The 26,386-nt window shown below is 60.0% G+C and carries 21 protein-coding genes; 12 read left to right on the plus strand and 9 right to left on the minus strand.

Annotation, left to right across the window (positions count from 1 at the left end; all coding sequences use genetic code 11):
• Positions 1–206 precede the first annotated feature (206 nt).
• The 5 genes from ACA071_RS25165 to ACA071_RS25185 all read left to right on the plus strand — a co-directional run bounded on the left by ACA071_RS25165 (position 207) and on the right by ACA071_RS25185 (position 6,431).
• Entirely contained in the window at positions 207–905 is a 699-nt protein-coding gene (locus ACA071_RS25165; protein ID WP_497641583.1) for an MtnX-like HAD-IB family phosphatase, read from the plus strand.
• Positions 898–2,292: an aspartate aminotransferase family protein gene (locus ACA071_RS25170; RefSeq protein WP_497641584.1), complete on the plus strand. Its 1,395-nt coding sequence runs from the start codon at positions 898–900 to the stop codon at positions 2,290–2,292. The genes ACA071_RS25165 and ACA071_RS25170 overlap by 8 nt, the downstream gene beginning before the upstream one ends.
• Complete coding sequence (locus tag ACA071_RS25175; RefSeq protein WP_497641585.1) at positions 2,289–3,167, plus strand: alpha/beta hydrolase; 879 nt, start codon at positions 2,289–2,291, stop codon at positions 3,165–3,167. Before ACA071_RS25170 ends, ACA071_RS25175 begins: the two co-directional genes overlap by 4 nt.
• Positions 3,168–3,280: 113 nt before the next feature.
• On the plus strand, positions 3,281–5,050 hold the full coding sequence (locus tag ACA071_RS25180; RefSeq protein WP_497641586.1) for a sensor histidine kinase: 1,770 nt from the start codon (positions 3,281–3,283) through the stop codon (positions 5,048–5,050).
• Positions 5,040–6,431, plus strand: coding sequence for a sigma-54-dependent transcriptional regulator (locus tag ACA071_RS25185; RefSeq protein WP_497641587.1), 1,392 nt, complete (start codon positions 5,040–5,042; stop codon positions 6,429–6,431). Before ACA071_RS25180 ends, ACA071_RS25185 begins: the two co-directional genes overlap by 11 nt.
• A gap of 116 nt (positions 6,432–6,547) precedes the next feature.
• Here the strand turns inward: ACA071_RS25185 and ACA071_RS25190 are convergent, their stop codons facing one another.
• The 3 genes from ACA071_RS25190 to metE all read right to left on the minus strand — a co-directional run bounded on the left by ACA071_RS25190 (position 6,548) and on the right by metE (position 10,999).
• Complete coding sequence (locus tag ACA071_RS25190) at positions 6,548–7,216, minus strand: DsbA family oxidoreductase (protein WP_497641588.1); 669 nt, start codon at positions 7,214–7,216, stop codon at positions 6,548–6,550.
• A gap of 193 nt (positions 7,217–7,409) precedes the next feature.
• Positions 7,410–8,429, minus strand: a complete 1,020-nt coding sequence (locus ACA071_RS25195; protein WP_497641589.1) for an alpha/beta fold hydrolase — start codon at positions 8,427–8,429, stop codon at positions 7,410–7,412.
• 257 nt (positions 8,430–8,686) lie between these two features.
• Entirely contained in the window at positions 8,687–10,999 is a 2,313-nt protein-coding gene (gene metE, locus ACA071_RS25200; protein ID WP_497641590.1) for a 5-methyltetrahydropteroyltriglutamate--homocysteine S-methyltransferase, read from the minus strand.
• Between the two features lie 120 nt (positions 11,000–11,119).
• On the opposite strand from metE, the gene metR reads away from it, so the two are divergent.
• A complete protein-coding gene (gene metR, locus ACA071_RS25205; RefSeq protein WP_497641591.1) occupies positions 11,120–12,037 on the plus strand; it encodes a transcriptional regulator MetR in 918 nt (305 codons plus the stop codon).
• A gap of 120 nt (positions 12,038–12,157) precedes the next feature.
• Here the strand turns inward: metR and ACA071_RS25210 are convergent, their stop codons facing one another.
• The 4 genes from ACA071_RS25210 to nosR form a co-directional block, all read right to left on the minus strand.
• A complete protein-coding gene (locus ACA071_RS25210) occupies positions 12,158–12,664 on the minus strand; it encodes a GNAT family N-acetyltransferase (protein WP_497641592.1) in 507 nt (168 codons plus the stop codon).
• Between the two features lie 2 nt (positions 12,665–12,666).
• Positions 12,667–13,305 (minus strand): LysE family translocator, encoded by a 639-nt coding sequence (locus ACA071_RS25215; protein WP_497641594.1) that lies wholly within the window; start codon positions 13,303–13,305, stop codon positions 12,667–12,669.
• A gap of 25 nt (positions 13,306–13,330) precedes the next feature.
• The gene (locus ACA071_RS25220; protein ID WP_497641595.1) at positions 13,331–13,753 is read right to left on the minus strand and encodes an NUDIX hydrolase; all 423 of its coding nucleotides are present in this window, start codon (positions 13,751–13,753) and stop codon (positions 13,331–13,333) included.
• Positions 13,754–13,878: 125 nt separating this feature from the next.
• Positions 13,879–15,240, minus strand: coding sequence for a response regulator c-di-GMP phosphodiesterase, NosR family (gene nosR, locus ACA071_RS25225; protein WP_497641596.1), 1,362 nt, complete (start codon positions 15,238–15,240; stop codon positions 13,879–13,881).
• Between the two features lie 257 nt (positions 15,241–15,497).
• Here nosR and ACA071_RS25230 point away from each other — a divergent pair, with 257 nt between their 5' ends.
• Genes ACA071_RS25230 through ACA071_RS25255 form a run of 6 tightly spaced genes read left to right on the plus strand, consistent with a single transcriptional unit; the run spans position 15,498 to position 24,529 of the window.
• On the plus strand, positions 15,498–17,804 hold the full coding sequence (locus ACA071_RS25230) for a putative bifunctional diguanylate cyclase/phosphodiesterase (RefSeq protein ID WP_497641597.1): 2,307 nt from the start codon (positions 15,498–15,500) through the stop codon (positions 17,802–17,804).
• Positions 17,801–19,675: a putative bifunctional diguanylate cyclase/phosphodiesterase gene (locus ACA071_RS25235; RefSeq protein ID WP_497641598.1), complete on the plus strand. Its 1,875-nt coding sequence runs from the start codon at positions 17,801–17,803 to the stop codon at positions 19,673–19,675. Before ACA071_RS25230 ends, ACA071_RS25235 begins: the two co-directional genes overlap by 4 nt.
• Before the next feature lie 44 nt (positions 19,676–19,719).
• On the plus strand, positions 19,720–20,679 hold the full coding sequence (locus ACA071_RS25240) for a cytochrome-c peroxidase (RefSeq protein WP_497641599.1): 960 nt from the start codon (positions 19,720–19,722) through the stop codon (positions 20,677–20,679).
• Complete coding sequence (locus ACA071_RS25245) at positions 20,676–22,487, plus strand: DAHL domain-containing sensor histidine kinase (protein ID WP_497641600.1); 1,812 nt, start codon at positions 20,676–20,678, stop codon at positions 22,485–22,487. Before ACA071_RS25240 ends, ACA071_RS25245 begins: the two co-directional genes overlap by 4 nt.
• On the plus strand, positions 22,484–23,890 hold the full coding sequence (locus ACA071_RS25250) for an ATP-binding protein (protein WP_497641602.1): 1,407 nt from the start codon (positions 22,484–22,486) through the stop codon (positions 23,888–23,890). Before ACA071_RS25245 ends, ACA071_RS25250 begins: the two co-directional genes overlap by 4 nt.
• Before the next feature lie 36 nt (positions 23,891–23,926).
• Positions 23,927–24,529: a DUF4234 domain-containing protein gene (locus ACA071_RS25255; RefSeq protein ID WP_497641603.1), complete on the plus strand. Its 603-nt coding sequence runs from the start codon at positions 23,927–23,929 to the stop codon at positions 24,527–24,529.
• A 68-nt stretch (positions 24,530–24,597) separates the two neighbouring features.
• Here ACA071_RS25255 and ACA071_RS25260 read toward each other — a convergent pair whose 3' ends face one another.
• On the minus strand, positions 24,598–24,864 hold the full coding sequence (locus ACA071_RS25260) for a type B 50S ribosomal protein L31 (protein ID WP_497641604.1): 267 nt from the start codon (positions 24,862–24,864) through the stop codon (positions 24,598–24,600).
• Between the two features lie 130 nt (positions 24,865–24,994).
• The gene (locus ACA071_RS25265) at positions 24,995–26,320 is read right to left on the minus strand and encodes an APC family permease (protein WP_497641605.1); all 1,326 of its coding nucleotides are present in this window, start codon (positions 26,318–26,320) and stop codon (positions 24,995–24,997) included.
• Between the last annotated feature and the right edge of the window lie 66 nt (positions 26,321–26,386).

Consider the following 26,386-nt stretch of genomic DNA (forward strand, 5'->3'; position numbering starts at 1 on the left):
CTAACAAGATATGCGCGCATCAATCCTCTTTTAGCCTTCCCTGCGCAAGCACTCATGTTGTTTGTAGCAACCTACAAAAATTGTAGCTTCGTCGACACAAAACCCCGCCACAACCCCATGAATACGGGGCAAAACCCGGTTGGCACAGTCCCTGCTCTACCCCCTTGGCAAGCGCAAACAGCGCGCCCTGCCCAATAGGTAATGAGATGAATGATTGGCATATCGTGTGTGATTTCGACGGGACCATCACCCGCACCGACGTGATCGACAGCATCCTCCAACAGTTCGCCGACCCGAGCTGGGAAGCGATCGAAGACGAGTGGCTGCAAGGCGATATTGGCTCCCGTGAATGCCTCAGCCGCCAGCTCTCGCTGGTCAAGGCCACGCCGACCGAACTGCTCGCGTTCTTCGACACGATCGAAATCGACCCGGACTTTCCCGACTTCGTCGACCACGTGATCGGCCTCGGCGCGTCCCTGGAAGTGGTCAGCGACGGCATCGAGCAAGGCATCGCACGAATCCTCGCCCGCAACTACGTGACCCTGCTGCCGATCCTCGCCAACCGCTTGCGCCAACTCGGCCACGACAGCTGGCGCATCGACTTCCCGTATTCCAGCGACGCCTGCCGTGCCGCGTCCGGCAACTGCAAATGCAAGTCCACGCCCAAGAGCAAACGGGTGCTGGTGATCGGCGACGGCCAGTCGGACATGTGCGTGGCGTCCACCGCCGATTTCGTGTTCGCCAAGGATCGCCTGGCCGAACACTGCGAGCGCAACGGCATCGCCTACGCCCGCTTCGACAGCTTCGCCGAACTCCCGGCCCTGCTGGCCAAATTGCCTGCCGCCAGCGCCGCCAACACCACCCCTTTCAACGTCGAAACACAGGAACTCTTCCATCATGTCTGATATTCGAATCGCTACCGCCGAAGACCAGATCCTTCTGGACAAAGAAGCCAAATATTGCTCCTACGGCGACACCGTTCACTACATCGACCCGCCGCGCATTTTCAGCCGTTGCGAAGGCTCCTACGTGTGGGACACCGAAGACCAGGCCTACCTCGACCTGCAAATGTGGTACTCGGCGGTCAACTTCGGTTACGCCAACCCGCGCCTGAACAACGCGCTGAAACAGCAGATCGATACCCTGCCGCAGATCGCCAGCCAGTACCTGCACAAAGGCAAGATCGAGCTCTCGGAAATGATTGCCGTCGATGCGAAAAAGAAATTCGGCCTCGACGGTCGCGTGCACTTTAACGTCGGCGGTTCACAGTCCATCGAAGACTCGCTGAAAGTCGTGCGTAACGCCACCAACGGCAAAAGCCTGATGTTCGCCTTCGAAGGCGGCTACCACGGCCGTACCCTCGGCGCGTCGTCGATCACCTCCAGCTTCCGCTATCGTCGCCGCTACGGCCACTTCGGCGAGCGCGCCAACTTCATCCCATTCCCGTACCACTTCCGCGGCCCGAAAGGCATGACCAAGGAAGAATACGGCAGCCAGTGCGTGCAGAATTTCGCTCGCCTGTTCGAGACTGAATACAACGGCGTTTGGGACCCGAAAACCAACCAGTGCGAATACGCAGCCTTCTACGTCGAGCCGATCCAGGGCACCGGCGGCTACGTGATCCCGCCGATGAACTTCTACAGCGAACTCAAACATGTGCTGGATCAGCACGGCATTCTGATGGTGGTCGATGAAATCCAGATGGGCTTCTGGCGCACCGGCAAGCTGTGGTCGATCGAACATTTCGACGTCAAACCGGACGTGATCGTCTTCGGTAAAGCGCTGACCAACGGCCTCAACCCGCTGGGCGGCATCTGGGCCAAGGAAGAGCTGATCAACCCGAAAATCTTCCCGCCGGGTTCGACTCACTCCACGTTCGCATCCAACCCGCTGGGCACTGCGGTCGGTCTGGAAATGTTCAAGATGACCAGCGAAGTCGATTACGGCGCGATGGTCATGGCCAAGGGCAAATACTTCCTTGAAGGCTTGAAAGACCTGCAGAAACGCTACCCGATCATCGGCGATGTCGATGGCCTGGGCCTGGCCCTGCGCTGCGAAATCTGTGGCCCGGACGGCTTCACCCCGGACAAGGCCACCCTGGATTTCATGGTCGACGAAGGCATGAAGGGCGACATCGAAATCGACGGCAAACGCCTGGGCCTGATCCTCGACGTGGGCGGCTACTACAAGAACGTGATCACCCTGGCGCCATCGCTGGAAATCAGCTACCCGGAAATCGATTTGGGTATCGCCCTCCTCGACCGTCTGCTGCATCGAGCCATGAAACGATGAATGACGTAGAGATCGATATGGGCGAAGGCAGCGCCGGTTTCGTTCTTGGCTCGGGCGAGGTCGCGGTGCTGTTGATCCACGGCCTCACCGGCACCCCGACGGAACTGCGTCGGGTGGCCATGGGCCTGGCGAAAGCCGGGCACACGGTCTACGTGCCGACCCTGGCCGGCCACTGCGGCGGTAACGCCGACCTGCAAGCCACCGGCTGGCGCGACTGGTACGAGAGCGCGCGCAACACCTTCGTCGGTGTGCGGCGCAAGCACGAGCGGGTCTTCGTCGGTGGTTTGTCCATGGGCGCGGTGCTGTCGATGTATTTGGCGGCCGAGCATCCGGGACAGATCGAAGGTTTGCTGCTGTACTCCACGACCTTGCGCTACGACGGCTGGAGCATCAACAAACTCGCATTCCTCACGCCGTTGCTGATGAAAATCCCATTCGGCGTCCACCTTTGCAGCTTCGAAGAAAAACCGCCCTATGGCATCAAGAATGAACGCCTGCGCAGCATCGTCGAACGCCAGATGAAAGCCGGCGAAAGCAGCCAGGCCGGCCTGCTGACCATGGAAGGCGTCACCGTGCGCGAACTGCACCGGCTGAACGCCGTGGTGAAAAAATGCATGCCGGAAATCACCACACCGACGCTGGTCCTGCACTCCCTCGAAGACGACATCACCAGCCGCTGGAACGCCGATTACGTCGAGCGCAAGCTCGGCGGGCCGGTGGTCAAGGTGTTGCTGGACGACTGCTATCACATGATCACCGTCGACCTGCAATACCACCGGGTGATTGAACTGAGCGTGGACTTCATCCAGCAACGTTTCATCCAGCAGCGCTGCGCCCCGCCACCCCTGCGCCGGGAATATCGACAACTGGCCTGAGACCTTGGCGAGCCCGGTTGCAGACGGGTCGCCACTGGCGGGGCAATGTCGGCTACTGTATTGAACCAGGTAACACGATTGATCCCGCCATGGCTTTCGACAAGCGAAACCCGATGACCAAACGATCCGCCAACGCCCGACCCTTCGCCCTCTCCGGCTGGAGCCTGCAACGCAAACTGGTGCTGGCCTTCTGGCTGGTCAGCGTCATTCCGACCATGATCGCTGCCGAACTGGCGGCCACCACGCTGTCGCAGATTTTCGACAGCAACGTGCGCATCTGGCTGCAGGAATCGACCAAGATCGTCGAGGACGAGATCAGCGAAATCCTGCGGGACAACGCCCGGGCCGCGCAGTTGTTCCTGCGTTATACCCGCCCACCGGTGGATAAGTTATCGGTGCGCCATGACCGACTGACCACCGACATCGCCGATTCCATGGGCATCGACGTGGTGGCCCTGGTGCGCGACAGCGATCACAAAGTGGTGTTCAGCACCGCTGCCGATGACATCGTCCGGCAGATCAGCACCGCCCCCAAAGCCGTGTTGCAAACCTTGCAAATCGGCGGCGTCGCGACCGGCACGGTGGTCTCGACCTTTGAGACCGAACAGGATGGCGTCGATTACAAACTGGTGATTGCCACCTACCTCGACAACAGCTTCCTGACCAGCGTCTCCGATGTGCATTCGCTGGATTTGCGCCTGTACCTGGCCAAGGGCGATGACTTTTCCGAAATCTTTTCCAGTCAACGCTTCGAGGATCACCCCGCAGCCGTGCCGGAGAACATCGAGCATATCCTGCGCACCACCAAGCTACCGACCGAACAATTCACCAGTCGCTACAGCGGTATCTACCGGCCGATTCTCAACGAAAACGGCGACCTGCAAGGGGTGATTTTCAGCGGCCTGCTGCGCCATACCAGCCTGGTGGGGTTGGTGAACCAGAGCAACCTGTTCATCCTGATTTTCCTCCTCAGTTCGGCGGCGTCCCTGGCGGTTGGCTGGCTGGTGTCCCAGCGCTTGACCAAGCCATTGCGCGGATTGTCCAACGGCGTACAAGCGGTGATTGCCGGGGACTATCGCCAGCGCTTGCCAGTGACTGGCGGTGATGAACTGGCCGAGCTGAGCAGCACCTTCAACCACATGAGCGAACGCCTGGGTGAGTTGCAACACTTGGAATCGCAACTGCGTCGCCGCGACCGCTTGCATGCGCTGGGCGAAGTCGCGATGGGCCTGGCCCATGAAATCCGCAACCCGCTGGGCATCATCAAGACCGCCACGCAACTGCTGCACCGACGCGCCGATTTGCCCGAGACCGACAAGCGTCACCTGGAATACGTGGTCAGCGAAGTCAGCCGCATCAATGACCTGATCACCGATTTTCTCGACTTCGCCAAACCCAGCGCGCCGCTGCGCTCGACCCAACCGGCGCGACCGTTGGTGGATGAGTTAGTGGGGTTCTGCGCCCCGGAACTGGCCAGCCACAACATCGAGGTGCACATCGACGATCAGGCCCCGGGCGCGACCCTGTACGCCGATGCGCGCCAACTCAAGCAGGCCGGGCTGAACCTGATCGTCAACGCCATCGACGCCATGCCCGACGGCGGCCACCTGACCCTGGGCATCAACCGCGACGCCACCCACACCATCATCAGCGTGGCGGACACTGGCCAGGGCATCGAGCCGGACATGCTCGAACGGATCTTCACCCCGTTCGTCACCACCAAGGCTTCCGGCACCGGCCTCGGTCTGGCCAAGGTGTTTTCGATCATGGAAAACCACGACGGGCACATCGACTGCGTCAGTGAAAAAGATGCCGGCGCCACCTTCAGCCTGTACATTCCGGCCCATGGCGAAGACTTCGACGAGGCGAGCGATGACACATAACATTCTGGTAGTCGACGACGAGCCCAAGCTCTGCGACCTGCTGGCCTCGGCCCTGAGTCAGAACGGCATCACCGTGTTCACCGCCGGTAATGGTCTGCACGCGCTCAAAGTGCTGGAGTGCGAAGACATCGACCTGGTGATCAGCGACTGGCGCATGCCCGGCATGGACGGCCCGCAACTGCTGGCGGAAATCAAAAGCCGTTTTCCGCAGTTGCCGGTGATCGTCATGACCGCCTACAGCACGGTAAAAAACGCCGTGCAATCGATGCGCAACGGCGCTTTCGACTACATCGCCAAACCGTTCGATATCGACGAACTGGACATCACCGTCAGCAAGGCCTTGCAATTTCGCGACATCCTCAAAGACAACCAGCGCATGCGCGCCGAACTCGACGAACACCAGCAAATCGACAGCCTGGTGGGCGACAGCCCGAGTTTCCGACGGGTGCTGCAAGCGATCGATTCGGTGCGCGAAAGCAACGCGACCATTTTGCTGACCGGCGAAAGCGGCACTGGCAAGGAAATGGTCGCCCGGGCGATCCACAAACACGGCAATCGCGCCGACAAACCGTTCGTGGCGGTCAACTGCGCGGCGATCCCCGATGGCTTGCTGGAAAGCGAAATGTTCGGCCACCGTAAAGGCGCGTTTACCGGCGCCGTGGCTGATCGGGTCGGGCGCTTCCAGCAGGCGGACAAGGGCACGCTGTTTCTCGATGAGATCGGCGAAATGCCCTTGGCGTTGCAGGCGAAGATTCTGCGGGCCTTGCAGGAACGGGTGATCGAACCAGTGGGCGATCCACGCGAGCGCAAGGTCGATGTACGGGTGATCGCGGCCACCAACAAGAACCTGCTGGACGCGGTGGCCAACAAGGAGTTTCGCGAAGACCTGTATTACCGCCTCAACGTGTTCCCGATTCCACTGCCGGCCCTGCGCGAGCGGGTCGAAGACATTGCCCCGCTGGCCCGGCATTTTGCCAATACGTTGGGTGCGGCGGCGGGCAAGCGCTTTAGCGGTTTCAGCGGGTCGGCGTTGCAGGCGATGGCCAATTATTCGTGGCCAGGGAATATTCGTGAACTGCAGAACTGTGTGGAGCGCGCGACGATTGTGGCTTCGCAGTCCGTGATTGAAGAGGAAGACTTGCCCGCTTATTTGTTTGCCTCACGGCCTGCCGACAGTGGCGTGCCGTTGCTTGAGAACAACGGCGTGCCGGCGGATCTGGAAGCGGCGTTGGCCGAAGTTGAAAAGGCCTACATTCTGGCGGCGCTGCAACAGAGCAACGGCGTGCAGGCTGCGGCGGCGCAGTTGATCGGGATTTCCGAGCGCAGCTTCTGGTATCGACTGAAAAAGTTAGGGATTCATGTGGACAAGATCGTCCGCTAGCCCCCCGCTGATCGTTCCCATGCTCCGCGTGGGAATGCAGACCGTGACGCTCCGCGTCACTGGACGCGGAGCGTCCCTAGAGGCATTCCCACGCAGAGCGTGGGAACGATCCGGTGTCAGTTGTTGACAGTCCCGCCCTTGGCTTCGCTCATGATCTGCCGGATTGCCCCGACAAAGGTTTCCACCGGTTGCCCGCCCGTCACCGCGTATTGCCCGTTGAACACCACTGTCGGCACCGAGCTCACGCCGCGGGTCAGCCACAACTGTTCTTCCTCTTTCACCTCTTTGACGTATTCATCGGACGCCAGAATCGCCACGGCCCGCGCCTTGTCCAACCCCACGCTTTCGGCAATCTGCGCCAATTGAGCGTGGTCCGACGGGTTACCGCCATCAGTGAAATACGCCTTGAACAGCGCCTCTTTCAGATTGAATTGCAGCCCTTCCAGCCCGGCCCAGTAAAGCAGGCGATGGGCGTCGAAAGTGTTGTAGATGCGGCTGTTGCCGTCGGTGCGAAAGGCAAACCCGACCTCGGCGCCACGGGCGCGGATCATCTCGCGGTTTTTCTGCGACTGCTCGGCGGTGGAGCCGTACTTTTCGCTGATGTGTTCGGTGATGTTCTGGCCGTCGGGGCCCATGTTCGGGTTCAGTTCGAACGGCTGAAAGCGGATCTCGGCCTGCACCTCATCGCGCAGCACTTCCAGCGCTTTGGTCAGGGCATACAGACCGACGACGCACCAGGGGCAGGACACGTCGCTGACAAAATCAATTTTCAGGGAATTACTCATCGCCTACCTCGCAGACTGCATCGCACCGGAAAACCTGAACGATACACCCGACGGGCCCGAGCCTGCAGCAGCTCCCTGAACCCACGTCCCCTGTAGGAGCAAAGCTTGCTTGCGAAAGCGGTGTGTCAGTCAGCATTGATTGGCAGGCAGACCGTAATTGCGAGCAAGCTTCGCTCATACACGGGATTGGGGACTACAGGAGGTTCGGCGCCGCCACCGGCTCAATCTGCGCCCAATGCGACGTGTCTTCGCGGTGGGTCTGCAAGTACGGCAACACCGCCGCCAGCAACGGTGCTTTGAACGCTTCCTGGAAACGATGGGCCATCCCGGGAATCAGCTTCAGCTGACTGCCACGAATATGCGCCGCCAGGTGTACACCGTGCATCACCGGCAACAGCGGATCCGCCGTACCGTGGACCACCAACGTCGGCACCCGCAATTGGTTGAGCAGCGCCACCCGGCTCGGCTCGGCGAGGATCGCCATAATCTGACGCTTGACGCCTTCGGGGTTGAACGCCCGGTCGTAGGAGGCCGCCGCCTGCTGCAACAACACCTGCCGATCATCACTCACCGACGGGCTGCTCAGGGCCGCGAGCAAATCGGCTTGTTGCTCCAGCGCCACTTCGCGGTTCGGTGCCCCCCGTCGAGACAATAACTGCACCAGCGCCGCACTCGGCGCCGGCAAGCCTTCGGCCCCGGAACTGGTCATGATCAGCGTCAGGCTCTCGACCCGTTGCGGCGCCATCGCCGCCATATGCTGGGCGATCATCCCGCCCATGCTCGCGCCCAGCACGTGGAATTGCTCGACGTGCAACGCATCCATCAGCCCCAGCGCGTCCTCGGCCATGTCCGTCAACGTGTACGGCGCCGCCACCGGCAAACCGAGTTTGTAGCGCAGCACTTCGAACGTCAGGTTGGCGTCGGCCGGGGCCTGGCGCCAGGTCGACAGCCCGACATCGCGGTTGTCGTAGCGAATCACCCGAAAGCCCTGCTGACACAACGCAACCACCACTTCGTCCGGCCAGTGGATCAGTTGCCCACCCAAGCCCATCACCAGCAGCAACGCCGGATCGGACGCACGACCGATGCTCTGGTACGCCAGGCTGACCTGATCCAGATCGACATGTTCGGTGGGAACATTGACGTCGCAACGTGAGGCAGCAAGGGACGGCAGGCTGAATAACAGCGCCGCCAGGAATAGAAATACACGCATGAAAAACACCGAAACGCAGAACCCCAGTAGAGCGCGAGTCTGATGAAGTTTGTTCAAGCGCGCTGCCACAGTTGCGTGACAGTTTGATGAAGATTGCCGAGCGGTCGTTTCCCTGACCGAAGATCGTTCCTTCGCTCTGCGTGGGAATGCCCAAACGGACGCTCCGCGTTCGGCTTTGGATGGGACGCAGAGCGTCCCGAGCTGCATTCCCACGCAGAGCGTGGGAACGATCAACGCAGAGCGTCGGGACGTTCAGGTCAGGCCAACTGACTGCGCAACTGCCGCGCCGCCGCCACCATATTCACCAACGCCGCTTCTGTCTCTGGCCAGGCGCGGGTTTTCAGGCCGCAATCCGGGTTGACCCACAAGCGCTCAGCCGGAATGCGCTTCACCGCTTTGCTCATCAACTTGACCATCTCGGCCGTGTCCGGCACCCGTGGCGAATGGATGTCGTAGACGCCCGGCCCGATGTCGTTCGGATAGTCGAAGGCTTCGAAGGCTTCCAGCAACTCCATGTCCGACCGCGAGGTTTCGATGGTAATGACGTCGGCGTCCATCGCCGCGATGGACTTGATCACGTCATTGAATTCGCTGTAGCACATGTGGGTATGAATCTGCGTTTCATCCCGCACACCGGAGGCGCTCAGGCGGAACGCTTCCACCGCCCAGTCGAGGTATTCCTGCCATTGTGCCCGGCGCAGCGGCAAGCCTTCGCGGAACGCCGCTTCGTCAATCTGGACGATCTTGATGCCGGCGTTTTCCAGATCGACCACTTCGTCACGCAGGGCCAGCGCCAACTGCTGAGCCTGGATTTTGCGCGACACGTCTTCCCGCGGAAACGACCACATCAGCATGGTCACAGGACCGGTGAGCATGCCCTTCATGACCTTGTCGGTCAGGCTTTGTGCGTAGGTGATCCAGTCGACGGTCATGGCGTTCGGGCGGCTGAGGTCGCCGTAAATGATCGCCGGTTTCACACAACGGGAACCGTAGCTCTGGACCCAGCCGAAACGGGTGAACCAGTAGCCGTCCAGTTGCTCGGCGAAGTACTCGACCATGTCGTTGCGCTCGGCTTCACCGTGCACCAGCACGTCCAGGCCCAGGCGTTCCTGGACTTGCACGGCGTGACGGATTTCGCTGTGCATGGCGTCGGTGTAATCGTTGGCCGACAGCTTGCCTTGCTTGAAGGCTTGGCGAGCAAGACGGATGGAACCGGTCTGCGGGAACGAGCCGATGGTGGTGGTCGGGAACGCCGGCAGTTGCAAGCGAGCGCGTTGTTGTTCGATGCGCTTGGCGAATGGCGAGTGGCGTTGGCTGTCTTTGGCGCCGATGGCATTGATGCGGGCCTGGACTTCAGCTTTATGGATGCGCGGCGACTGGGCGCGGCTGGCTTGAATCTCACGGCTCTGGGCCAATGCGGCTTGCACCTTGGGCGATTGCGGGTCGTTGAGGGCATCACGCAGCACGGCGATTTCACCGCACTTCTGCACGGCGAAGGCCAGCCAGGATTTCAGTTCCGGGTCGAGTTTGTCTTCACGCTCCAGGTCCACCGGGCTGTGCAGCAACGAGCAGGAACTGCTGACCCACAGGTTGTCGCCGAAGCGCTCTTGCGCCGGTTGCAGTTGCGCGAGGACTTGCTCCAGCTCGCAGCGCCAGACGTTGCGACCGTTGACCAGACCGACCGAGAGAATCTTGTAGGTCGGCAGGCGATCCAGCACCTGACCGAGTTGATCCGGCGCCCGCACCGCGTCGATGTGCAGACCTTGCACTGGCAGGCTGACGGCCAGGCCGAGGTTGTCTTCCAGGCCGCTGAAGTAGGTCGCCACCAGTTTTTTCAGCGGCGAGTATTGAAGGATGTGATAAGCGCGTTCGAAGGCACTTTTCCAGGCTTGTGGCAGGTCGAGGGTCAGGATTGGTTCGTCGATCTGCACCCATTCCACGCCTTGCTCGGCGAGGCGACCAAGGATTTCGTTGTAAACAGGCAGCAGGCGTTCCAGCAGTTCGAGTTTGTCGAAGTCGTTGCCTTTGGCCTTGCCCAGCCACAGGTAGGTCAGCGGGCCGATGATCACCGGTTTGACGCTGTGGCCCAGAGCCTTGGCTTCGGCGACTTCGTCGAACAGCTGTTCCCAGCTCAACTTGAACTGTTGATCAGCGGTGAACTCCGGGACCAGGTAGTGGTAGTTAGTGTCGAACCACTTGGTCAGCTCTTGAGCGTATTGCGCTTTCGTGTGTTCACCGCCGCAGCAGGCAGTGGTGGCGCCACGAGCCATGGCGAACAGGGTGTCGAGGGTCGGCAGGCCTTGTGCATTCCTGGTGCTGTCGAAACGCTCGGGCACCACGCCGAAGGCCAGGGAATGGCTCAGCACCTGGTCGTACCAGGCAAAGTCGCCGACCGGCAGCAGGTCGATGCCGGCGTCTTTCTGCAATTGCCAGTGGGTGGCACGCAGTTGGCGGCCGACGGCTTGCAAAGCGTCCTGATCGAGATCGCCCTTCCAGTAGGATTCGAGGGCTTTTTTCAGTTCGCGGTCAGCGCCGATGCGCGGAAAACCAAGTGTGTGGGCCAGAGCCATGGTGTGTTTCTTCCTATGAAAGAGGGTGTGAAAACATGGCGCTATTGTCGACAGGCAACCCAACATGAGACAAACTCAACCTTTTCGTGTTGATCACAAGTTTTCCTCATGGAGCCCCCGGTGCTTGAAATCCGTCACCTGAAGACCCTGCACGCCTTGCGCGAAGCCGATAGCCTGGTGGATGCGGCCGACCGCCTGCACCTGACCCAATCGGCCCTGTCCCACCAGTTCAAGGAGCTTGAGGAACGGCTGGGGATGCCGTTGTTCGTGCGCAAAACTAAACCGGTGCGTTTCACCAGCGCCGGTTTGCGCCTGCTGCAACTGGCCGACGCCACCCTGCCGCTGCTGCGCGGCGCCGAGCGCGACATCGCGCGGTTGGCCGGCGGCACCGCTGGGCGCTTGCACATGGCGATTGAGTGCCACAGTTGCTTCCAGTGGCTGATGCCGACCATCGATCAGTTCCGCGATGCCTGGCCGGAAGTCGAACTGGATCTGGCGTCGGGCTTCTCCTTCGCCCCGCTGCCGGCCCTGGCTCGCGGCGATCTGGATTTGGTGGTGACCTCCGATCCGCTGGAACTGGCCGGGATCACCTACGTGCCGTTGTTCACCTATGAAGCGATGCTCGCGGTGGCCAATCAGCACCGTTTGGCCGGCAAGGCGTACATCGTGCCGGAAGACTTGCTCACCGAAACCTTGATCACTTACCCGGTGGAGCGGGATCGGCTGGACATCTTCACCCGCTTCCTGGAACCGGCTGACGTCGAACCGGCCCAGGTCCGCACCTCGGAACTGACGGTGATGATGATGCAACTGGTGGCCAGCGGTCGCGGCGTGTGCGGCATGCCGCATTGGGCGCTGCATGAATACAGCTCACGGGGTTATGTGAAGGCCAAGCGGCTGGGCGAGAAAGGCTTGTTTGCGACGCTGTATGCGGGGATTCGCGCGGACATGCTGGATGCGCCGTATATGCGCGATTTCTTGCTGACGGCGAAGGACACCTCGTTCTCGACCCTGGATGGCGTCAGCGCCGTTCGCTAACACCGTACGACTGATCGTTCCCACGCTCCGCGTGGGAATGCAGCCCGGGACGCTCTGCGTCCCATCTAGGCCGAACGCGGAGCGTCCGAAGAGGCATTCCCACGCCGAGCGTGGGAACGATCAGGACTGGGTGATTTCACGCCACATGTGGATTTTGTCGAAGTAGTCCTCGCCAACCCGCACGGCCAAAGGCTCCAGACCGTACTGAATGAAGCCGCAGCGCTGGTACAGCTTGAACGCTGCGTCGTTGCCGGCAGTGACGGTCAGCTGGATCAGCCTCAGCCCCGGATGGTCTTGCGCGTCAGCCAACGCCGCTTGCACCAGTTGATAACCCATACCACGCTGGCGAACCTTGCCGGACACGTACATGCCAAACAGCGTGGCCTTGTGCCGGGCCTTTTCCCGGGGCTCGAAGGCCAGGCCGACGATGCCGGACAACTGGCCGTCCTCGAATGCGCCAAACACCACGTCCAGCTTGCTGGTCAAGCGTGATTCCCACCAACTCAGCGGCATCACGGCGCGTTCACGCACGCTGGAGGTGAACGCCTGCGGATGCAAGTCGTAGGCTTCGAGCATCAGCGCCCGATAGTCCAGGGCATGGCTGGCATCCAGTCGTTCAATCCACATGCTCATGCCGTCCTGCGTTGCTCAAGCATCAGCCGCACCGCCAGCGCCGCCAATACGAAGCCCATGAAATAACGCTGCACCGCCAGCCAGGTCGGGTTGTTGACGAACCACGACGCGATGCCCGCCGCGAACACGGCGATCAGCAAGTTGACGCAAAAACTCACGCTGATCTGGGTCAGGCCCAGGATGATGCTCTGGGTAAACACCGAGCCGTGTTCCGGGCTGATGAATTGTGGAAACACCGACAGGTAGAACACCGCGATCTTCGGGTTCAAGGCGCTGGTAAGAAAGCCCATGGTGATCAGTTTGCGCGACGAATCCGGTGGCAACTGCTGGGCTTCGAACGGCGAACGTGCGCCAGGTTTGACCGCCTGCCAGGCCAGCCACACCAGGTACAGGGCACCGGCCCATTTCAGCACTTCATAAGCCATCGGCACCGCCAGGAACACCGCCGTCAAACCCGCTGCGGCGGCGAACAAATGCACGAAGAACCCTGCCACCACGCCGAGTAACGAAGTTACCCCGGCCTTGCGCCCCTGGCAGATCGAACGGGAAATCAGGTAGATCATGTTCGGCCCCGGCGTCAGTACCATCAGCAACGCGGCGGCGGCGAAGATCAGCAAATCTTGAAGCGGGATCATGGGGCAGTCCTTGGTCTTGTTTTGGTCAGGCGATCGCGGTCAACGAGGCTCGATAAAACGGCAGGATCACGTCCCGTGTCAATGGCGCCAGCGTGAGTTGGCCGTCGGTGGCCGGGTCGATCCAGCGTACCTCTTCGATCTCGGCCGCCGGGCATACGTCCGAGTCGATGGTCAGCAGAAAGAGTTCGGCCTGAACGACAAAACCTGGTTCGTTGGCGGCCGGTGCCGAAAACTGCCCCAGAAAAGTCGCCTGCGCCGGTTCGATGACCAGGCCCAGTTCCTCTTCCAGCTCGCGGGCCAGGGCGTGGGCCGGTTGCTCATGGGCTTCGATCTTGCCGCCCGGTTGCATGAACGCTTCGGTGCCGCGTTTGCGCACCAGCAATGTGCGACCGTCGGGGCCAATCAACAGGGCGGCGGCGATATGGATGATGCGGGGGGCAGTTGACATGGATCGAGGTTGGCCTTGATTAAAAGGCGCAAGAATAACCTGTAGGAGCATGGCTTGCCCGCGATGGCGTCCATAAAATCGCCATCGCGGGCAAGCCTTGCTCCTACAGGTTTGCGTCGCGGCGTTTACGAAGTTTCGCGCTCCAACAGCGCTTCGACTTCCTCGGGGATTTTCACAAAGACGCTGTACTTGGCGCCTTCCATGGTTTCGAAGGCGATCAGTTTGTCCACCAGCGGCCCGTTCAGCACTTTACCGGCATTGAGCAACAGCATGCCGTTGTCGGCGTTGAGGTTGCGCGCCAGGATCATGCCCGACGCCAGGTCCCGGGTGGTCAGCACTTTGACCGACGGGTCGGCCAGTGTCACATCACTGAGGTACGCAGAGCAGACCTGAATAAAATCCTCCACCAGTTCGGGATCGTAGAGCCGCCCGGCGTAGCTGCGGATATACACCAGCGCTTCGTCACTGTTCATCTGCCGTTCGAGGATCAACCCGCGCTGCAATTCGATGAAGTCCACCGCCAGTTTCAGCAACCGCGCGCCAAACGGAATCGCCTCGCCCTTGAGTCGGTCCGGGAAGCCGCTGCCGTCCCAGCGTTCCTGGTGATGCAGGATCAGGCGGGCGGCATCCTTCATCGGGTCGAGGGTCATCAGCAGCGACTCGCTCTGCTTCGGGTACTCGCGATAACGGTCGCGATCAATGTGATGCAGCATGTCCGACGGCGTAATCATCATGCTGTCGGTCCAGCTCAACTTCCCTATGTTGTAGAGCGCGGCGGCCATGGTCAGGTCGCGGCTGGTGCCCTCGTCCAGCCCGTGGAGTTTGCAGTACACCCGCACCAGTTCGATGATCTGGCGGTTGGTCTGCTTGGCCGGCGGCAGGCGCAGGTTCGCCAGCAACGAAAACACCTCGGTGCCGGTGACATAGCTGCGTTTGAGCTCTTCATAAGCAAGGTCGAGCATGTCGGCGGTCTGTTGCAACTCGGAAGTGCGCGCCGCGACGTGTTTTTCCAGGGTGGTATTGAGGGTCTTCAGTTGATCGTTCTGCTGCCGGGTCAGTTGCACCAGGCGCCGGCGTTCGCGCTCGGAATGCTGGTGTTCCAGGGCCTGGCGCAAGGTCAGGAGCATTTCCTCGTCGTTCCAGGGTTTGCTGATGTAGCGATGAATCTGTCCGTCGTTGATGGCCTTGATGATGGTCGGCAGGTCCGCGTAACCGGTGAGCAGGATGCGCGTGGTGGTCGGGTAGAGTTGGTGGATGTGGGCCAGCAACGTGGCGCCATCCATATTGGGCATGCGCGCGTCAGTCATCACCAAGTCGATGCTGTGCAGCGCCATGATCTCCAGGGCCTGGGCACCGCTGGTGGCCAGCAGCACGTCGAAGGGCTGGCCGCGTAACAGGCGCCGCAGGCTGTTGAGGATTGATTCCTCGTCGTCGACCAGCAACACCTTGGGTTTATCGGTCAAAGTCGTAGGGAGTTGCTCTTCCATGGCGTCACCTCGAGTGAAACGGGTCTATCGCTGTGTCAGGCCACGACAAACATCCACTCTTGCCGGAGCCTGAGCTACAGGCTAGATGATTTTGCGCAGATGCCGGCAAATCATTCGCCAAATACACCCAAGCGAACTCCAGACAAAGGACTATGCTCTGCTGACTCGGATCCACAATCTGTAACCGTTCGGCCAGGTGATCAGGGAAAGGATGCCCCTATGAACAGACCGTTTCGAACCGCTGTCAGCCAGAGTGCATGCCTATGAATGCGCTGCTGGCACGGACCAACCGGCGAATCCTCATCGTCGACGATACTGCTTCGATCCATCAGGATTTCACAAAGATCCTCAGCCCGCAGTCGATTGAAGACGACGACCTGGACAGCACCGAACGGGCGCTTTTCGGATCAACGGCGGCCATCACACTGCAAAGCTTCACGCTCGAGTCCGCGTTTCAGGGGCTTGAAGCGCTGGACAAGGTCGAAACGGCGCTGGCCAACGATATGCCCTACGCCATGGCCTTTATCGACATGCGCATGCCGCCGGGCTGGGACGGTCTGGAAACCATCGAACGGCTGTGGCAGGTCGATCCCAAGCTGCAAGTGGCGCTGTGCACGGCCTATTCCGACTATTCCTGGGAAGACATCGACGAACGGCTAGAGCTGGGCGATCGCCTGCTAATCCTGAAAAAACCCTTCGATGCCATCGAAATTCGCCAAATGGCCAGCGCGCTCACCGCCAAATGGCAAATGACCGAAGACGCTGCATTAAAAATGTCGCTGCTCGAACAAGCGGTCGAAGAGCGCACCCTGGAGCTGTCCGACGCCAACATCATCGTGCAAAACAGCCCGACCATTCTGTATCGGCTGCGTGGCGAGCCGTCGTTCCCGCTGATGTACATCTCCCACAACATCACCAAATACGGTCACATCGCGGCCAAACTGGTGGCGTCGGCCAATTGGTCGAAGGAGCTGATTCACCCGGACGATCTGCCCAAAGTCGACATCGCCATGGAGCGCGTGCTGGACCGGCATGCCGAGGGCGCTTCCATCGAGTTCCGCATGCGTACCGGCGACGGCGCCTGGCGCTGGGTCGAAAACCGCTATATCCCGGTGCGTGACGCTGAAGGACGGTTACTGGAAGTCGAAGGGATCATCCTCGATATCACTGAACGCCGGCTCGCCGAAGAGAAAATCGCCCTGCTGGCCCGCACCGACGGGCTGACCGGGCTGGCCAACCGCGCGACCCTGATCGAACGGCTGCACCAGGCGTTCGCCGCCAATCGGCGTGGCGCCACTGCGTTTGCGATTTTTTACCTGGACCTGGACCACTTCAAGCGCATCAACGACACCCTCGGCCACCCGGTGGGCGACCTGTTGCTGCAAGAAGTCGCCCGGCGGATCAAGGCCTGTGTGCGCGAAAACGATGTGGTCGCGCGCCTTGGTGGTGACGAGTTCGCGATCTTGCAGCTCGATGTCAGCGACCCGACCCAGTCTGCCGCGCTGGCGGTCAAGGTCCGCGATGCGCTGGTGCAGCCCTACTCCCTGAACGGCAACGATGTCCGGGCCTCGGTCAGCATCGGCATCAGCAGTTGCACCCCGGACATCCTCAGTGCCGACAGCCTGCTGACCCAGGCCGACATGGCGCTCTATCGTTCCAAGGAGAAGGGCCGCAACCAGTACCACTTCCATTCCGAGGAGATCAATCAGGAAGTGGTCGAGCGCATGACCATCGCCAGCGAACTGAAAACCGCCATCGAAAACGAAGAACTCGAGCTGCATTACTGGCCGGAAGTGGACTTGAGCACCGGCAAGATCCTCGGCATGGAAGCCCAGGTCACCTGGAACCACCCCTCGCGCGGGATACTCGAAGGTCCGGCGTTCCTGCCGGCCGCCGAAAAAACCGGGACCATTGTCGCCCTTGGCCACTGGGTGCTGGATCAAGCCTGCCGGCAGATGCGCCAGTGGCGCGACGAAGGCATGGCGCCGCCGGTGATTGCGATCAAGCTTTCGCTGGCCCAGCTCAAGAGCGGCCCGGAACTGATCTATGACGTGCTGCGTACCACCGCGCGCTGGGAACTGTGCCCGTGGGACCTGCGCTTCGACGTCACCGAAGCGACCCTGGCCCAGACCAAGTGGACCCACAACGATGTGCTGCCGCGCCTGCGGGAACTGGGGGTGAAGATCGCCATCGACGACTTCGGCACCGAGTACTCCTCATTCGATTACCTCAAGACCTACCAGGTCAATCACCTGAAACTCGCCCAGGCCTTTATCGACACCGCTGCCCAGGATCCGGCCAGCGCGAACACCTTGCGCGCCATCATCAACTTTGCCCGTGACGTGGGGATCGGCATCATCGCCGAGGGCGTCGAAACCCAGGAGCAACGCAGTTCGCTGATGGCCACCGGTTCGCCGATGAACGCCCAGGGGTATTTCTTCAGCAAAGCGGTCAGCAGCGAACAGGCCGCCGAACTGCTGAAGGCCGGAAGCATCGTACCCTCGGGCAGCGAGCTCGGTCCGGCACTGGACAATCCGTCGCGCTCCACGGAGGACAACGGATGAAAACACCCTTCGTGCGGACCAACCGGCGCATCCTGATCATCGACGACACGCCCTCGATACATCTGGATTTTCGCAAAATCCTCGACCCCGACGCGGAAGAGGAACAGACCCTGGCCGGCACCGAAGAAGCGCTGTTCGGCACCCTGCAACCGGACCGGCTGACCTTTCAGCTCGACTCCGCCTACCAGGGCCAGGAAGCCCTGGAACTGGTCAAGCGCGCCCGGGCCGAAGGTCGCCCTTATGCCCTGGCCTTCACCGACATGCGCATGCCACCGGGCTGGGACGGTTTGGAAACCATCGAAGAACTGTGGAAGGCCGATCCCAGCCTGCAAATCGCGCTGTGCACCGCGTATTCGGATTACAGCTGGGAAGCCATGGCCGAACGGCTCGAATTTGGCGACCAACTGCTGGTGCTGAAAAAACCCTTCGATAGTCTGGAAATCCGCCAGATGGCCAGCGCCCTGACCTGGAAATGGCAGATGGCCCAGGACGCGGCGATGAAAGTCCTGAGCCTGGAACAGACCATCGAAGCCCGGGTTCATGAGCTGCTCAAAGTCTCGCACCTGTTGCAGTACGACATCCTCACCGAGTTGCCCAACAGCACCTTGCTCGGCGATCGCCTGAACCAGTCCCTGGCCCTGTCCCGCCGTCATGACAAACAACTGGCAGTGATGTTTCTCGGGCTCGACCGCTTCAAGCGCATCAACAATGCCCTGGGGCACCCGGCCGGCGACGAAATGCTCAAACGCGTCGGCCAGAGCCTGGTGGCCACGGTGCGTGAATCCGACTCGGTGTTTCGCTATGGCTCCGATGAATTCGTGGTGATCCTGGCCGATATTCGCCACCCGCAGCAAACCAAGGGCATCGCCGAAAAACTCTTGAATGCCATCCGCGCGCCGCAACACATCGCCGGCCACGACCTGAGCGTGACCGCCAGCCTGGGGATCAGCATCTACCCCGAGGACGGCCTCGACGCCATCGTACTGATCAAGAAAGCCGAAACCGCGATGCGCAACGTCAAGGAAAACGGCCCGAACGATTTCAGCTTTTTCATCGACGAAATGAACCAGCGCGCTCGCGAGCAGCAGAGCATTGAGTCGGGGATTCGCCTGGCGCTGGAACGCAATGAATTTGTGCTGCACTACCAGCCGAAAATGGACCTGAGCAGCGGCCAGGTAGTCGGCGCCGAAGCACTGATCCGCTGGAAAAAACCGGGACAAGGCTGGGTCTATCCATCGGACTTTATCGCGGTGGCTGAAGACAGCGGCTTGATTGTGCCGCTGACCAAATGGGTGATGGCCCAGGCTTGTCGTCAGGCGTGTATCTGGAAGACCGCCGGGCTGCCGAAAATCTGCATCTCGGTGAACGTGTCGGCCATCGATTTCCGCCAGCGCGACTTTGTCGAGAGCATCGAGCTGATCCTTAAGCAGACCGGAATGGACCCGACCTTGCTCGAACTGGAGATCACCGAAGGCGTATTGATGCAGAACGTCGATGCCACCGTGACCGCCCTGAACCGGATCAAGGCCTTGGGCGTGCGCCTGGCCATCGATGACTTTGGCACCGGTTATTCCAGCCTGAGTTACCTGCGCCGGTTTCCCATCGATGTGCTGAAAATCGACCAGTCGTTCATCCGCGGCTTGAGCCGTGACAGCAGCGACGCCGCCCTGGTCAGCGCCATCATCAGCCTGGGCAAGAGCCTCAAGCTGACCGTCATCGCCGAAGGGATCGAAACCCTCGAACAGCTGGATTTCCTCAAGGCCCATCACTGCGAGGAAGGCCAGGGTTACTACTTCAGCAAAGCCGTGGCGCCGGATGCTTTTGCGCATTATCTGATGTTAGTGAAGCCGTTGCCTTCAGCCCAGACATGAGCACCTCGCAACGACACGCAGGCCAACCGCCAAGGAATCATCCGATGTCGCCCACCCCTGCCTTTGCATTTGCGGTGTTAGTGTCGGCGATCTGCCTGACCGCCAGCGGCGCACCGCTGGACGAACCGCTCAAACCGTTACCCGCCGTGCCGCAGCAGAACCCCTTGCGGGTCGAACTCGGTCGCCAGTTGTTCAATGAACCACGCTTGTCGGTCAACAACAGCCTGTCCTGCGCCAGTTGTCATCAACTGGAAAACGGGGGCGCCGACAACAAGCCATTTTCCATCGGTTTCAACGGCCAGCCGGTGGCCGTCAATACCCCCAGCGTGTTCAACGCCACCCTGAACTTCCGGCAGTTCTGGAATGGCCGAGTCGGCACCCTGGAAAACCAGGTCCACGAAGTGGTGCAAAGCCCCGCCGAAATGGGCAGCAACTGGGAACACGTGGTGCAGACGCTGAGCGCCGACCCGACCTATAAAGCCGCCTTCGCCAAGGCCTACCCGAACGGCGTGACCATGGGCAATGTGCAAAATGCCCTGGCCAGCTACGAGCGCACGCTGCTCAGCAGTAACTCGCGCTTCGATCAATACCTGCAAGGCAATACCGACATTCTCACCCTCGATGAAAAGTACGGTTATCAGCGCTTCAAGGAATACGGCTGCATTACCTGCCATCAAGGGGTGAACATCGGCGGCAACATGTTCCAGAAATTCGGGGTCATGGGTGATTACTTCCTGACGCGGGGCAACCCCATCGAATCGGACCTGGGGCGCTATCTGGTGACGAAGGATGAAGAGGACCGCAACGTGTTCAAGGTTCCGAGCCTGCGTAACGTCGCCGTGACTGCACCGTATTTTCACGACGCCTCGGCAAAAACCCTCGAAGAGGCGGTGGATGTGATGTTCAAGTTCCAGCTCGGCCGTGTGCCCTCGGACGACGACACGGCCCTGATCATCCTGTTCCTCAAGACCCTGACCGGTGAATGGGAGGGCAAGCCGTTATGAAAATGTCCCGCCGTCGCAGCATGGCGCTGCTCAGCCTGGTGGCGCTGGTCCTGGCCTCGACACTGCTGTTCCTGTACCTCAAATCCAGCTCCGACCAGACCTCGACCTACACCGAATCCCGGGACGTGATTGCCCGGATGAAACAACTCAACGCGCAGTGGGAAACCGAGATCCTCAAGGCAAGGGTCGCCATCAGCCACAACTACGATCCGCTGGTCTCGCCCCTGACCGAGATGACCCAGCTGTGGGAGCGGTTCGACAGTATGGAGTCGAACCATGGCCGTAACGACTCGCCCGCCTGGAACAACAGCCATGATGCGTACCTGGCCGCCATCCAGGAAAAAACCCGCCTGGTGGAGCAGTTCAAGTCCCACAACGCGGTGCTGCGTAACTCGTTGGCGTTTTTGCCGACCGCCGAGGACGACATCCAGCAACCCCTGACCCAAGTGGTGGATGGCGACCAACTGCAACTGCACAACATCGCCACCGACACCTACGACTTGCTGCTCAGCGCCCTGGAGTTCGCCCAGGTCACCTCGGACGACAAGGCCGCCGACATCCTGTTGGGCCTGAACAAACTGGGGGTGAACAAGCTGCGGCTACCGGACCCGTTCCACAGTCCCATCGACATTCTGAGCAACCACGTTGCGCTGATCCTTCGTGAACAACCGATCGTCAACCGCCTGCTGGAAAACATCGAAGCCATCCCCGTGGCCGAACGCCTGGACGACATCACCAGCCTGCTGAACGAGGATCAGCAGCAGTCCGATGCGGTCTACCAGCGCTACCACTTCTATATGCTGGTGTTTTCGGTGCTGCTGGTCCTGGTGCTGGTGTATCTGGCAATTCGGCTGATGCGCAGTTACTCCGAGATCAGCCGCGTCAACAAAGCCCTGCAAACGGCTAACGACGACCTGGAATTGCGGGTCGAAGAGCGCACCCGGGAACTGCGCGACACCCAGAGCGAACTGCTCGACACGGCGCGTCAAGCCGGCATGGCCGAGATCGCCACCAATGTGCTGCACAACGTCGGCAACGTGCTCAACAGCGTGAACATCTCCGCCGACCTGGTCACCCGCAAACTGCGCAGCAGCAAGGCCTTGGGCCTGGGCAAGGCGATGCAGTTGATCAACGAACATACCGAGGATCTGGGTAGTTTTCTGAGCGAGGACACCAAAGGCAAATTGCTGCCCGGCTACCTCAATCAACTGGTGGACGCTATTGCCCTTGAGCAACAGGGCATGACCGACGAGTTGGCGCAACTGACCAAAAGCGTGGACCACATCAAGGACATCGTCGCCACCCAGCAATCCTACGCGGGTGCCAACAGCCTGATGGAACCGGTGCACATCAGCGAACTGCTGGAGGACGCCCTGCGCATGAACTCCGGCGCCCTGACCCGGCACCACGTCACGGTGGTCAAGGAGTACGGCGAAGTACCACGGGTCATGGGCGACAAGCACCGCTTGCTGCTGATTCTGATCAACCTGATCAGCAACGCCAAATATGCGATGTCCGATCTCAGCGACCGTCCACGACAGATGACCCTGGGGGTGAAAATCGTCGACGAGACGATTCTGCAAGTCAGCGTCAAGGATGACGGCGAAGGCATCCCCGAGGAAAACATGACGCGAATCTTTGCCCACGGTTTTACCACCCGCAAGGAAGGCCATGGTTTCGGCCTGCACAGTTGTGCCCTGGCCGCCATCGAGATGAACGGCCACCTCACTGCCCATAGCGACGGGCCGGGCAAAGGTGCACAGTTCACGCTACAGATCCCCCTGAAAACCGTAGCAGGTGACGCATGAGCGAACTTTCGAATCGACGCATTTTGTTGATCGATGACACACCGTCCATTCATGTCGACTTTCGCAAGATCCTCACCCCGAACCCGGTGCAACACGTGGAACTGGATGAGATGGAGGCCGCGCTGTTCGGTGCCGAAGCGAAATCCGCCAGCGCGCTGTTCGAGCTGGACTCGGCTTTCGGTGGCCAGGAAGGCCTGGGCAAACTCAAATTCGCCATGAAGGAAAACCGTCCCTACGCCATGGCCTTCGTCGACATGCGCATGCCCGATGGCTGGGACGGCGCGCAGACCATCGAACACCTGTGGCAGGAAGACCCGCGCCTGCAAGTGGTGGTGTGCACCGCTTATTCCGACTACTCGTGGGATGAACTGCTCGACCGTTTGCAGGCCCATGACCGGCTGCTGATCCTGAAAAAGCCATTCGACAATATTGAAGTGCAGCAGATGGCCAATACCCTGCTGACCAAATGGGACATGACCGAACGCGCCTCGGTACAAATGCACCACCTGGAGCACCTGGTGGACCAGCGCACGACTCAGTTCAAACAGGCCAGCGAAGCCTTGCAGCGGGAAATCGACGAGCGCAAACAGCTTGAATCGCAACTGGTGCAATCGGAAAAACTCGCCTCCTTGGGGCAACTGGCGGCCGGCGTCGCCCATGAAATCAACAACCCCATCGGCTTTATTTCGTCCAACCTCGGTTGTCTGGAAGGCTACTTCAAGCAACTGCAGGAAATGCTCGACGCCTATCGCAGTGCCGAAGAGGCGATTACCTCAACCGAGGTGATGGAGCGACTGGGCGTGCTGCGCGAACGCATCGAGCTGGAGTTCCTGCGCGAGGACATTCCACTGCTGATCAAGGAGTCCAAGGACGGCATCAGCCGCGTCGGGCAGATCGTCAAGGATCTGAAGGATTTCTCGCGGGTCGACTCCAACCAGGAATGGCAGTGGGCCAATCTGCAACAGGGCATCGAATCGACCCTGAACATCGTCGCCAACGAACTCAAGTACAAGGCCGACGTGGTGAAGGCCTATCAAGTGCTACCGGAAATCGAGTGCCTGCCGTCGCAAATCAACCAAGTGATCATGAACCTGATCGTCAACGCCTCCCAGGCCATCGGGGCGGAACGGGGCACCATCACCCTGAGCACCGGGCTGGCGGGTGAAACGGTGTGGATCGAAGTCGCCGACACCGGCTCGGGCATTGAACCGCAGACGTTGCAGAAAATATTCGACCCCTTTTTCACCACCAAACCGATTGGCCAGGGCACCGGGCTGGGGCTGTCACTGTCGTACGGGATTGTGAAAAAGCATCACGGGGATATTTCGGTGCGCAGCGTCGTCGGGAGCGGCACGACCTTCAGGGTTGAGTTGCCGGTGCGCCAGACCAAGTTGGCAGGCTGAACACTCACCCTCCTGCATTGAGACGGCATAACGGGTGTGGCGACGAAACAGAAAAGAAGAATTAACCACTTACAAATCCGGAAAATTCCCACGCGCGAGTTTGGTAGTTTGCCCGGCACCGCGGTTCAGCGGTCACTTGGCAACCCAGCCCCTCATTGGAAAACCGGAATGTCCGACATCTCTGCACTTAAAGAAAGAAACAACCTCAAGACGCTTCATCTCTTCCTGTTGGCGCTGATCACGCTAGGCCTTTACTTCATTGTTTGGATGCATAAAACCCAGGCATCTCTGGAGGAAGTCACAAAGATCAAAACCATGAGCCCCTGCTATTTCATCTGGTACTTGTCCTTGATGGCAATCGGTGGACTTTTCGTGGATACGGGCCATTTGTCCGTGATGCTATTGGGTAGCGTCATGCTGATTACTTCAAACATACTCGTGATTATCTGGGCTTTTCGTGCACGTAACGCATTGAGAGCTTATGCGCTGGCCGAACACAATTTCGAGCTGCGAATGAAGGGCGTTTATACCCTGCTTTTTATAAATTATTACGTTAATTACTGCATCAACGACTTGCCTGACGCCAAACAAAAAAGCCAAGGAAAAATGCAGTCGGTCGACAATACTATTCAAGCCTGAAATATAAAAAGGTAGAGAACCTGAGTTCGCTACCTTTTGCCTGCCTTCCAAATTAGAAGCCCTGCTCATCACACGTTCGGCTGCTTGTTCCCGAACGAAGCAAAGCGCTTGTTGAAACCGGCGATCCGGCCTTCGGATTGCGTCTTGCGTTGCTGGCCGGTGTACACCGGGTGGGAAGCACTGGAAACGTCCAGGGCCACGTACGGGTAAGTGTTGCCGTCGCTGTGCTTGTGCTCGCGATCGGAGTCCACTGTGGACCCGATCAGGAAGAACGTATCGGCCGCAGTGTCGTGGAAAAGCACGGTGCGGTAGGCGGGATGGATGTTCGGTTTCATGTTGCCTCCGGGGTTTGGGTGAGAACTTAAGCGTTATACAGTAACACTTAATTCGCACCCAAACGAGAACCGATTGCAATAAGAACAGAAGCAGATCGTCTATCTTGAACCCCTGTAGGGTTTACGCGGGCTACGTGGTTTCCTGGAAATCCATCTCCGGCGGCTGACGACGGAACCCGCCCGTCAACACCGCCAGGTACACAACGCCAATCGCCAGCCAGCTCAGGCCCAGGTAAATCGCCAGGTGATCGAGGCTGACCATCAGCCACAAATCAGCGACCAGGCCAATAAACGGGAACACCAGGAACAGCACCAGTTCCCGTAGGCCTTTCTTCTCGCCGCCGATCCAGTAATGGAAGATCACCGACAGGTTCACCAGGCTGAACGCGAGGAACGCGCCGAAGTTGATGAACGAGGTCGAGGTGGTCACGTCCAGTTTCAGGGCGAGCAAGGCCACCACCGCGCACAGCAGGATGCTGTTGACCGGCGTGCCGAACTTCTCATGCAAGGTGCCGAAGAACGACTTGGGCAGCACGCCGTCGCGGCCCATGGCAAACAGCAACCGCGAACCACTGGCCTGAGCCGACAACCCCGAGGCGAACTGGCCGACGATCAGACCGATGAGGACGATCGACACGAACAGGTCGCCACCGATATTGCGGGCAATCTCATAAGCCGCCGAGTCGACACTGTCGAACTGGAACGACGGGTGGGCGATCTGCACGAAGTACGACACACCGACAAAAATCAAACCGCCGATCAGGGTAATCAACATGATCGCCCGTGGGATGGTGCGGCGTGGGTCGCGGGTTTCTTCGGTCAGGGTGCTGACCGCGTCAAAGCCCAGGAACGAGTAACAGGCGATGGCCGCGCCGCTCATGATCAGCGGCATTTGCATGTCGCCATTGAAGAACGGTTTGACCGTCCACAATGGTGTACTCGCATCGCCGCCGATGTAGTGGATGCACAGCGCGACGAAGGCGATCAGCACCAAAGCTTGCACCAGCATCAGCAAGGCGTTGATGCCGTTGGCCAGTTTCAGGCCGACGATGTTGATCGCGCTGGTGATGCCGATGAACGCCAGGACCCAGATCCACTGCGGCACGGCCGGGAATGCGGAGTTGAGGTAAGCGGCACCGATAAGCCAGATCGCCATGGGCAAGAACAGGTAATCGAGCAACACCGCCCAACCGGCGATGAACCCGAGTTTCGGGCTGATGGCTTTGCGCACATAGCTGTAGGCCGAACCGGCGACCGGGAACGCGGCGGCCATGCGCCCGTAGCTCATGGCGGTGAAGAACATCGCCACCAGCGCCGCCAGGTAAGCGGCCGGGACCATGCCGGCGGTGGATTGCGCGAGGATGCCAAAGGTGCCGAGCACAATGATCGGCGTCATGTAGGCGATGCCGAACAGCACCACCGAACCCAATGACAGGGTGCGTTGTAAACGAGCCATGAGCGACTACTCCGAATTTATTAGATTTATGGCAGAGCCGAGTTCGGCGCAAGGTACGGGTGTTGC

Source organism: Pseudomonas sp. LBUM1646, from assembly GCF_059716165.1.

Coding starts and splice junctions, on each gene's coding strand:
- nosR (WP_497641596.1), bottom strand. CDS start 15,240: ATGGAAGAGCAACTCCCTACGACTTTGACCGATAAACCCAAGGTGTTG.
- ACA071_RS25180 (WP_497641586.1), top strand. CDS start 3,281: ATGACCAAACGATCCGCCAACGCCCGACCCTTCGCCCTCTCCGGCTGG.
- ACA071_RS25245 (WP_497641600.1), top strand. CDS start 20,676: ATGAAAATGTCCCGCCGTCGCAGCATGGCGCTGCTCAGCCTGGTGGCG.
- ACA071_RS25235 (WP_497641598.1), top strand. CDS start 17,801: ATGAAAACACCCTTCGTGCGGACCAACCGGCGCATCCTGATCATCGAC.
- ACA071_RS25215 (WP_497641594.1), bottom strand. CDS start 13,305: ATGATCCCGCTTCAAGATTTGCTGATCTTCGCCGCCGCCGCGTTGCTG.
- ACA071_RS25240 (WP_497641599.1), top strand. CDS start 19,720: ATGTCGCCCACCCCTGCCTTTGCATTTGCGGTGTTAGTGTCGGCGATC.
- ACA071_RS25165 (WP_497641583.1), top strand. CDS start 207: ATGAATGATTGGCATATCGTGTGTGATTTCGACGGGACCATCACCCGC.
- ACA071_RS25170 (WP_497641584.1), top strand. CDS start 898: ATGTCTGATATTCGAATCGCTACCGCCGAAGACCAGATCCTTCTGGAC.
- ACA071_RS25260 (WP_497641604.1), bottom strand. CDS start 24,864: ATGAAACCGAACATCCATCCCGCCTACCGCACCGTGCTTTTCCACGAC.
- ACA071_RS25195 (WP_497641589.1), bottom strand. CDS start 8,429: ATGCGTGTATTTCTATTCCTGGCGGCGCTGTTATTCAGCCTGCCGTCC.
- ACA071_RS25175 (WP_497641585.1), top strand. CDS start 2,289: ATGAATGACGTAGAGATCGATATGGGCGAAGGCAGCGCCGGTTTCGTT.
- ACA071_RS25185 (WP_497641587.1), top strand. CDS start 5,040: ATGACACATAACATTCTGGTAGTCGACGACGAGCCCAAGCTCTGCGAC.
- metE (WP_497641590.1), bottom strand. CDS start 10,999: ATGGCTCTGGCCCACACACTTGGTTTTCCGCGCATCGGCGCTGACCGC.
- ACA071_RS25250 (WP_497641602.1), top strand. CDS start 22,484: ATGAGCGAACTTTCGAATCGACGCATTTTGTTGATCGATGACACACCG.
- ACA071_RS25230 (WP_497641597.1), top strand. CDS start 15,498: ATGCCTATGAATGCGCTGCTGGCACGGACCAACCGGCGAATCCTCATC.
- ACA071_RS25265 (WP_497641605.1), bottom strand. CDS start 26,320: ATGGCTCGTTTACAACGCACCCTGTCATTGGGTTCGGTGGTGCTGTTC.
- ACA071_RS25190 (WP_497641588.1), bottom strand. CDS start 7,216: ATGAGTAATTCCCTGAAAATTGATTTTGTCAGCGACGTGTCCTGCCCC.
- ACA071_RS25210 (WP_497641592.1), bottom strand. CDS start 12,664: ATGTGGATTGAACGACTGGATGCCAGCCATGCCCTGGACTATCGGGCG.
- ACA071_RS25220 (WP_497641595.1), bottom strand. CDS start 13,753: ATGTCAACTGCCCCCCGCATCATCCATATCGCCGCCGCCCTGTTGATT.